2 protein-coding genes are annotated in these 1850 nt (G+C 62.5%); both read right to left on the bottom strand.

The genetic code is table 11. The annotated features are described in order from the left end of the window. Nucleotides 1–154: 154 nt before the first annotated feature. A complete protein-coding gene (locus AB4090_RS14985) occupies nt 155–805 on the bottom strand; it encodes an HAD-IB family hydrolase (RefSeq protein WP_369574679.1) in 651 nt (216 codons plus the stop codon). Beyond that, nucleotides 789–1790 carry a tRNA dihydrouridine(20/20a) synthase DusA gene (dusA, locus tag AB4090_RS14980; protein WP_369574678.1) on the bottom strand — a complete coding sequence of 334 codons (1002 nt, stop codon included), beginning with the start codon at nt 1788–1790 and terminating at the stop codon, nt 789–791. Before dusA ends, AB4090_RS14985 begins: the two co-directional genes overlap by 17 nt. Nucleotides 1791–1850 lie beyond the last annotated feature (60 nt).

Genomic DNA, 1850 nt, shown 5'->3' with positions numbered 1-1850 from the left:
TCACCTTCTGGGTGAAGCTCTCGATAAGCTTATTCTACCAGAAAGGCTTGCAGATCGGGGCCTTATCTATCTATCTCTTAGCAGCAATCGCGGATTTAGGGGTAAAGCAAATGATGTTTAACGTAACATTATAGATATATATAACATAGCACCGCTACGCGCCGGGCCAGTCGGACAAGTCGCGGCCGTAACCGTTGGCCTTGCAGATACAGACCGGGTGGCGGGCCAGGGCCAGCATCTCGCGGTCGCCCCGGCTATTGCCGTAGGCGTAGTCCAGGGACGCGATCTGCAATTCCGTTTGCAGGCGGCGGGCCTTTTCCGGGCCGAAGCAGTTGGGCCCCAGCAGACGCCCCGTCACCCGGTCGTTGGTATCTCGCTCCAGTTCCGTGGCAATGACCGCTTCAAAGCCCACGGCCAAGGCCCAGGGACGGGCATAAACGCCCAAGGTGGCAGTCACCAGCACGAGGCGATCACCGCGCTGGCGGTGGGCCAAAAAGCGTTGCCAAACAGGGGCCAGGAGCAGCGGGCTCAGGCCTTGTTGGGCAAATCTCCGGCCCTGCTCCTCCACCAGGGCGTAGTCCTGCCCCCCCAAGCAGCGGCGCAAAACCCGTTCCTTGGTCTGGGCATTGCTCTGCCGACCCAAGCCATAGGCCAGCAAATCCGGCAAAGAGCGCAAGAGCAGGCGGCTAGCCCGCCACGGACCCAGGCTGTAATAGAGGAAATGGGCCAGGGTTTCCTGGCGGGTCAGTGTCCCATCCAAATCAAAGGCCACCCAAGGGCGCACTTGGCTAACGGCATCGTTCATGGGACCACCTGCTGGGGCTGGACGCCACCATTTCCGCCTCCTGCCAATGCCGACTGCGCTGGAGGAAGGCCCAGGCCGATTCAGTGGGCCGGGCTGTCCCCAGGTAGCGGCGCCAAGCCTTGGCCCCAGAGGTACCGTAGTACAGCCCGTGCAGGTGGCGGGTGAGACGTGGGGCCGGCAGGGTCTCGCCCCAGGGTCCGGCATAGTCCTCCAAGGCGCACAGTAGCTCTGCTGGCGTGGGGAGCGTAGCGCGCCGCCCCAGGGCCAGCTCGATTTCCGCCAGCAGCAAGGGCTGGTGATAGGCCGCCCGACCCAGCATCACCCCGTCCACCCCCGGTAGTTGCCCAAGGACCTGATCCACCGTGCGCAAGCCGCCATTCAGCTCTATGCGCAGATGCGGATAGGTCTGCTTGAGCTGCGCCGCCCAGTCCCAGCGCAGGGGCGGGACTTCGCGGTTGGCGGCGGGATTCAGGCCCTTGAGCCAAGCGTTGCGGGCATGGACGATAAAGTGCTGGCAGGCCCCCGCGGATACGGTCTCCACAAATCGGGCCAAACTGGCATAGTCCTCCTGGCGATCCAGACCCAGACGGTGCTTGACGCTGACGGGCAGACCGCTGCTGGCCAGGGCATCCATAAGCTCGCGTACCAGGGCGGGGGTCTGCATCAGGCAGGCGCCAAAGCGCCCCTTTTGCACCCGTGGCGAGGGACAACCGCAATTGAGGTTGAGCCCGGTATAACCGTAATCCCGGGCCACCTGCGCCGCCCGCGCCATGGCCTCGGGGTCCTCTCCGCCCAGTTGCAAAATCACGGGCTGTTCCAAAGCGCTAAAGCCTAGATAGCGCTCGGGGGTTTTGCCCAGCAGAATGGCCGGGGTGGTGACCATCTCGGTGTAGAGCACGCAACTGGGGCAAACCAGGCGCAAAAAGGCCCGACAATGGCGGTCGGTCCAATCCATCATCGGGGCAATAGAGAGAGTTTTTTTCATACTTTCCCTTTATTTTCTCAGCAGATAACAAAACACCTGCTCATCCTCTGAGGCAACGCG

The sequence above is a fragment of the Acidithiobacillus sp. IBUN Pt1247-S3 genome, from assembly GCF_041146875.1.
GTDB lineage: Bacteria > Pseudomonadota > Gammaproteobacteria > Acidithiobacillales > Acidithiobacillaceae > Igneacidithiobacillus.
This window is presented reverse-complemented; position numbering and strand designations above follow the sequence as displayed.